Source organism: Neochlamydia sp. AcF95, from assembly GCF_018342455.1.
Taxonomy (GTDB): domain Bacteria; phylum Chlamydiota; class Chlamydiia; order Chlamydiales; family Parachlamydiaceae; genus Neochlamydia.
The window spans coordinates 1-7,096 of record NZ_JAEMUC010000012.1 but is presented as its reverse complement, the minus strand read 5'-3'; the positions used below and the strand labels follow the sequence as shown (position 1 = coordinate 7,096).

Below are 7,096 nucleotides of genomic sequence, written 5' to 3'. Positions count from 1 at the left end.
GTAAAAGGAAATTTACATTTTTTCTTTTTAAAATTGATGCAATGATGGAGTTTTTTAGGGTAAATCAGGTTGGACTAGCTAATGCCTTTTAAAGAAACTCTGCCCATATAAACAAAAAAGAAATCAACCTTTTTCCCGCCTGGTTTTTTCCGTAAAAACAAACTTTTTATTAAGTGTGTGATTACACAAAAAGCTGCTTAAAAGTTTATAAGATGCGCCACAATTTCCTTTGCAACCAAGATATGGCTCGTTCAACTTGCCATCTTATTTGCCTAAATTGGAGCTACCCTTCTTTAGTCTTTTGCTCAAACTTTTCTCATCTGTGTAGACTCAAGGAAATTTTTTTTGTATTAGCAGTCTATTTAAAAGCTTTGCCCCCACAGCATTATAGCTTACAGGTTAAGAAGATTTAGCTTAGCTTTTCACAATGCGGCTCCTTCCTTTAATAAGCAATGTAGCTTACTAGGATCTGAAGTGGGAGGAAAACAGCGTTGTTGATAACAGACAAAGGCAGTGCCTGGGTCGCCTTCCTTACCTTTGTTTACAGGCAACTCTTGAGAGCTTTTATTAACCAAAGACACAACTTTGTGAGGGAGATATTCACTATAAATTACAGCAAGCAAGTTTTGAATTTTTTTATCTTGTACATCTCCTAGCAAGACGATTTGCTGCATTGAAGAAAGATAGCAATCAACTGCACATAGCAGGGTGCCATACCATTTAGGCGCTTGTTGCATTGCCGTGGCATGCAAAGAAAGAATTTGCTCAGCCATCTGATTATATTCCCTACGTTCATAATAGCTACCTAATCGAAGAAAAGCTAGGGCTGCATGAGCATTGCCAGCAGGAGTAGCATCATCATTAAAGACTTTTTTACGCACCAAAAGCGAGCCATGCGCTAGGGAGGATGCAAAAAAAGCTTTATCTTTAGGATCCCAGAAAAGCACTCTCATTTTTTCCATCATGTTTTGAGCCCTTTCCAACCAGTTTATATTAAAATCACATTCATAAAGATCTAGAAGGGCTAGAATATAGTTAGCATAATCTTCCAAAAAACCTGGTGTAGATCCTAAAGTTCTTCGCCATAAATGATACAATTGACCTTCGTGAATCATATTATTTTCAATAAATTGTGCTGCTTGTTGAGCGGACTCCAAGTATAACGATTCTCCTGTGATTTGGTAGGCTTTGGCTAGGCTGGAAATCAGCAAAGCATTCCAGTCGACCAGAATCTTATCATCTAAGCCAGGCCTGATACGTTTGTTGCGCTTCTCCAAAAGTATTTGACGATCTACAGCCAATTTTTCTTGCTCTTGAAATGAGAGGGCTTCTAAAGGCGAAAGAAGATGTAAAATATTTTTTCCTTCAAAATTTCCTTCCTTTGTTATTCCGTAGGTATGGCAAAAGAGCTGAGGATCTTGCAAACTCTCCTCTATTTGAGCAAGAGACCAAAGATAAAATTTTCCTTCCTCCCCCTCTGAATCTGCATCCTCAGCGGAATAAAAGCCCCCTAAAGGATCGCGCATCTCTCTTAATAAATATTGCAAAGTATGCAAAGCAACATCAAGGAAGCTTTTTTGCCTAGTAAGCTGATAGGCTTCCAAATATAAGCGGCTTAAAAGAGCGTTATCGTAAAGCATCTTCTCAAAGTGAGGGATTAACCACTTCTCATCGACAGAATAGCGATGAAAGCCCCCTCCTAGTTGATCGTAAATACCCCCGCGTGCCATTTGCTCAAGAGTATGGGTTATCATTTTTAAATTCTCTGGCTGGTCGTGGTGATGATATTGATGCAGAAGGGCAAAAAACGCTCCAGCCTGAGGAAATTTAGGCGCTTTTCCAAAACCACCCCATTCAGAATCGTAATCCTTTTGGCAGTCTTCTACAAGCCGCTCGAGAAGCTTATTAGAAAGAGAACCATGAAATTGTTGATGTTGGCTCTCTTCTTCCCATAAATATTGAAAAACTTTTTCCGAGGAACCAGTAAGTTTAGTGCGATTATGTTTCCATTGCAGGATGATTTCCTGTAGCAAAGAGCGAAACCCTGGCATCCCATAGCGGGAAGTAGGAGGAAAGTAGGTGCCTGCTAAAAAGGGTTTTAGATTAGGCGTCATAAAGATAGACATGGGCCACCCCCCATGGCCTGTCATTGCTTGCACGCACGACATGTAAAGACGATCTAGATCAGGCCGCTCTTCTCGGTCTACTTTAATGTTAATAAAATGCTTATTTAGTAGTTCTGCCACCTCTTTATCTTCGAAGGATTCTTTTTCCATTACATGGCACCAATGGCAGGCTGAATAGCCAATGGATAAGAAGATCGGTTTGTCTTCATGCGTGGCTTTTTCTAAAGCCTCTTTACCCCAGGGATACCAATCGACAGGATTATACTGATGCTGAAGAAGATAGGGGCTTAAAGAAGAAGCGAGATGATTGGGCATGTTAGACATTTTCACCTCTTAGTAAATAGTTGAGACTCATTATGAATAACTTTAAATCTATCTACAAAAAAAGAGAACCTTAAAATGTGGAAGAAAGCTTGCAGGCAAAGCTATTTTTCTAGGCTTAAATGCTCAATAAGCCATTGGCTAAAAGCTTCTGCTTCTTGATTTTTCCCCATCCAACGGGCGCGGTTGAACATGGTAAGTGCCATGATTAAGGTATGGTGCTGTCCAGCGCGATCTCCACTCTTTTTGAACTTATTATAATTGCGGGTAAGCACTCTAAGACTTTTTTGAACAGCTAGGGAATCTTTAAAGCCTAGCCGATTGGCAAAGTTCTTTGAATAAGCATTCATGAAGAACTGGCTAGAAGTATATAAATCAAAATATCCTTTAATTAACCCTTCTTTTTGCAACAAAGAACCTATATAGGTCGGCCTAGCTCCTGTTAAACGGGCAATCTCATCCACCTCGGTAACCCCCTTTAAAAATAAAGCAATAATTTGCTCTTTCTTGGATTGAGGATTGGGTGCGGAATCAGGAAAAATCTGCATTTTTACCTCTCATATTGCTTTAAAACAATTAAAAAGCAGCTAATTGCTTAGCTAAAAGTTTAGAAGATGTAAGCTTATATAATCTAGTTATTTATCAGTTTGAGGATCTTTCTACCTAGCTACAATAAAAAACTTTTAAAAGCCATTTTAAAAAATCTCTTATATGCTAAACGAATAAAATATCTAAGAAAAGAGCTCTGCTGCCTCTTAGCAAGAGAAAATAAAAGTAGGATGTGGCCGCAAAATGTATTTCGAACCCATCAAAATTCAATCCTCTAAAAGAAAGCTTAAACTTTTTAGCTCATCCAATTTTTGAAGTATCTTAAGGGTCAACATAAAAATCCTTAAGAGGATTGCTTGCTAATGAAACTGTGTATATGTCACACTTAAACTTTCCTAGGATTTTGAAATATCTATCTCTGTTGTTTTTAGATAAATTATTTAACGCTTTTGCCACACACATGTTTGTGGACAGGAAAAGCAAAAGGAGTAAATTTTTTCTAATGGCATTTATAACTCAAGAGCAAAACCATCAGATACTTTTGGCATTTTGGAAAAAATTGAAGAGCATTACAAAGCTCACATTTATTTCTCAAACGTACTCAAACGATGAAAAAGGATGGAATGGGCAAGGACGAGGGGAAGTGAAAGTAACAAAGCAAAGTCATACTCTATTAATCTTTGATGAAAGAGGAACGTGGCATAATCAGCAAGGAATGCAGTTTAATTTTTACAATGTATATCAATGGGGATTAGACCTTAAAGCTTGCAGAATCTCTTTAGAACATTTGCGGCAAGGAGCAAGCCGGCCAATCTTCCTCCTTCATTTAGTTCCTTCTAATCCACACCTTTTATCCTCTTTAAATTCCTACTTTTGTAAGCAAGATATCTATTCCGGTAAGGTTTATTTTGAACCCTTTGGCTTCCAGTTAGCCTGGAGAATAAAGGGGCCGCGCAAAGACGAGCAGATCGATTACTCCTATTTCTAATCGCTTATTTAAATAAGAAGCAAGTAATAAGCTTTTTCTAGCACTCGTTCATTCGTAGATTAAAAATTTTCCACGAAAAAAGCCTTTGCTAGAACAGAGAAAAGTATGACCCACTTTTCATAGCAGCTGTAATCACTTAAGATAGAAAAGATTTTTTTACCTTATTCTTTTTCTTTACAAAATTTCATAGATGCTACCCTAGCCAAGCTAAAAGTTAAAAAAATCTCCAGCCATCTTTAACTTAAGGAATTTTTAGCTGAATGTTTATCCAAACATAGAATACTTTAAGCCAGCAGGTGGAGCTCAACCAAATATGCTTAGTTCTTACCTTCCAACTATTAATCCCTGCCAACGTTCATAGATTGCAGCTTATACTGATATCGGCGAGGTAACCCTTTAAGTTATTTCAGGCAGCTATGCTCTCCTCCAAAAAGATTGCAAAAGTTTTGGCTGGCTGGCTCTTTCCACCCTCATTACCCAGATTTGTTTAGAAATTTTAAAAAGAAGCGTTCCTGAAGAACGGCCGACGGGAAGCAATCGCTTTTTTCCCTCAGACAACACAGCTGCAGCTTTTTTAGGCCCTGCCTTTTTGATCGTAAGATATGGCCATTCTATCCTCTCCCCAGCTGTTGCGTTTTCCTATCTTGCCGCTATAAGAGTAGCAATCGGCCGCGCGCTTATAAAAGCTCACTGGCCTTACGATGTGCTGGTAGGAGCTGCTTTAGCTAGTACGATCAGCTATCTAACAATACCCAGGCTTTAAAATCTTTCCTAAATAATTGATCAAATAATGCCCGTTGTTAGTCTTTTAATTATACGGTCTAAATAATCTTTGTTTAGATGGGTTAAAAGTGTATTAATCCTTATCGCCAGTCCTTTCTTTATAAACATGCTCTTTATTAAGCATAAGTATATGTTTGCATAAAGAGCTACTCAAAAGCCTATCATTTTAAATTTATTTTTAGACAGATAAAAGAACCTTTCATTGACCGCAATAACATGAATTTTATCTTTTAAGTAAAAATTTTAGAGTGTTGGCTTTGGATTTTAATAAAGGCTAGGCAAATTTATGATTTTTTGCTTAGGGAGAAATTTTCTATATTCCCCTTACCCTCAGCCATCCTGGCGTATCCCTACATACCTTGCAGGGATACGTTAATTGAAGCAGTAAAATTTTTGCTACTCTATTTAATTTTATAATAGAGGGCTAGCGCCTAGTAAATTTACTATATCTCTTTTTACTATTCTCTAAAAATTCTATCTACAACAACTTTTGAGCGTTTTCCATTGGAAAAGCTGATAGACAGCAGCTCCTCCCACAAGGGCATAAATTAATTTTGCTATTGCAGGGAATTGACCAAAGACAAACTCAACCAAATTAAAGTCGAATAACCCTACTAAACCCCAATTAAGACCTCCAACTGCTAGTAAAATTGCTGTAACAATGTCTAATGTTTTCATATTCTCTCCTTAGGTTAAGGTTTAAGCTCGTAAATCAACTTATATATTTGCTATTATAAATTCACTATTTTTTTTATAAGAGCAAACGAATTTCTTTGCTTGATCTCCTGTGACCTTAAGGTACCTTTTGCTTTCCACTTAGCTTAGATTAAATCTTAAAAATAAAATTGAGGCTTAAATAATGATCAAAAATTGCTCTTTATTTACAAAAAAGTATAAGGTGGCAAGGAAATAGAAAAATCAGCTTTAACAACTAGTTTTAAGATAGCTGACTAAACTTAAAAATGTTCTCTACCAAACGTATGTTAGGAGATTTTAAAGAAAGGAAAGCGCTAACGCTTTCCTTAAATTTTTTTTAAGTACCGCTTAAGAAAAAAGTGTTCTTCGGAAAGAGCTTTTCTATAGACATATTCGTCGTTTGAAGAAGCTAAATGCAAACTTTAAGCAAAACTAAATAAGCATTTTTATATATAAAGAAACAATCGATAAGCTTATTTAGAAGATGGTGGATAGCTAATATCCTTAGCAAACAATCCTTAGGAGCAGGCAAATATACAAAATAAGAAAAGCTCGGTTGTACAAATAAATAGCCGACTGCATTTTAGACATTCTCATAGCTATAGCAAAGAAAATCATAGAAAAATTGTACAATCCTTTCGACATGAGTTAGCGCAGAAAAAAATGAGATAAATTGAAAAAAAGTGCTGTTAATCTCTAACCCCTCTCTTCTTTAACTATTTATCTTTCTTACCTATTATCATTTTTTGCCATTCGCTTGCCTTTAATCGATATAAGACATGCCTTCTTAGCCAGTGGCCCTCTGAGATCCTGGGATGATTGAAGTCTTCAGCGGGATTATGATGCATTCCAATTTTTCTCATCACGGCCATAGAACGAAGATTTTGAGCAGCTGTAAATGAAACAATTTCACCAAGCTTTAATGTTTCAAAAGCATATCTAAGGCATGCCTCTGCGCCTTCTGTAGCGTATCCCCTGCCCCAAGACTCATAAGCTAATCTCCATCCTACTTCTGTACAAGGAGCAAAATGAAGAGGAAAAGTAGGTTTATCCACTGTATTCAGACCTATAAATCCAATAAACTTCTGTGTATCTAGACGAGAAACGGCCCAGCATCCCCAACCTTTTGCCTCAATCTTAGCTTGCATGCGCTTTGCCATTTGATCGCTTTCTTCCTTATTTAGCCTATAAGGAAAATATTCCATAACGCGCTCATCGGCATTTAGTTGAGCAAAAATTTCTAAATCATTTTCTATCCAAGAACGTAGAATAAGTCGTTTTGTTTGGATGACTATTTTACTTGCCATATATTTCTGTTAATCGCTTTTGAACTATTTCTTGAGATACATCTTTCTATCTAGCCCTTTAGATAGGAACTGTTTCCTCATTTTTTCCTTAGCTTCCAAAGAAAAACACATACCTTTGAACCATTTTTTTAACATAGATGGTTCATCTTTTTTTGAATAGCCGATCCTTCTTTTGCCTTAGCTCCTGTTGGCTTCTCACCATGTAGCCAACCTAGGCCGTTTTCTATAGCGAGCTGCCTGCATGGCTGAGGGTTGTTCGTTCTAGCTTTTGCTCCACATTTTTCCCAAATATGGGCCACCTCATCTGTTTTAGTCCCCCCCCCCCC

General features: G+C 37.2%; 6 protein-coding genes and 1 pseudogene. 2 read left to right on the top strand and 5 right to left on the bottom strand.

All coding sequences use genetic code 11. From position 1 onward, the window contains the following. Positions 1 to 422: 422 nt before the first annotated feature. Both NEOC95_RS00760 and NEOC95_RS00755 read right to left on the bottom strand, forming a co-directional pair. Entirely contained in the window at positions 423 to 2,441 is a 2,019-nt protein-coding gene (locus NEOC95_RS00760; RefSeq protein WP_213150996.1) for a thioredoxin domain-containing protein, read from the bottom strand. 110 nt (positions 2,442 to 2,551) lie between these two features. Further along, positions 2,552 to 2,995: a hypothetical protein gene (locus NEOC95_RS00755; protein ID WP_166154310.1), complete on the bottom strand. Its 444-nt coding sequence runs from the start codon at positions 2,993 to 2,995 to the stop codon at positions 2,552 to 2,554. A 503-nt stretch (positions 2,996 to 3,498) separates the two neighbouring features. Here NEOC95_RS00755 and NEOC95_RS00750 point away from each other — a divergent pair. Both NEOC95_RS00750 and NEOC95_RS09665 read left to right on the top strand, forming a co-directional pair. Beyond that, the gene (locus tag NEOC95_RS00750; RefSeq protein ID WP_166154308.1) at positions 3,499 to 3,984 is read left to right on the top strand and encodes a DUF6314 family protein; all 486 of its coding nucleotides are present in this window, start codon (positions 3,499 to 3,501) and stop codon (positions 3,982 to 3,984) included. A 403-nt stretch (positions 3,985 to 4,387) separates the two neighbouring features. Then, positions 4,388 to 4,747: a phosphatase PAP2 family protein gene (locus tag NEOC95_RS09665; protein WP_166154314.1), complete on the top strand. Its 360-nt coding sequence runs from the start codon at positions 4,388 to 4,390 to the stop codon at positions 4,745 to 4,747. A gap of 494 nt (positions 4,748 to 5,241) precedes the next feature. Here NEOC95_RS09665 and NEOC95_RS00740 read toward each other — a convergent pair whose 3' ends face one another. From NEOC95_RS00740 to NEOC95_RS00730, 3 genes and pseudogenes are all read right to left on the bottom strand, one after another. Then, positions 5,242 to 5,445 carry a DUF378 domain-containing protein gene (locus NEOC95_RS00740; protein ID WP_166154306.1) on the bottom strand — a complete coding sequence of 68 codons (204 nt, stop codon included), beginning with the start codon at positions 5,443 to 5,445 and terminating at the stop codon, positions 5,242 to 5,244. A gap of 734 nt (positions 5,446 to 6,179) precedes the next feature. Next, complete coding sequence (locus NEOC95_RS00735) at positions 6,180 to 6,770, bottom strand: GNAT family N-acetyltransferase (RefSeq protein ID WP_166154304.1); 591 nt, start codon at positions 6,768 to 6,770, stop codon at positions 6,180 to 6,182. A gap of 128 nt (positions 6,771 to 6,898) precedes the next feature. Further along, positions 6,899 to 7,096 (bottom strand): annotated as a pseudogene (locus NEOC95_RS00730) (hypothetical protein); the annotation flags it as partial.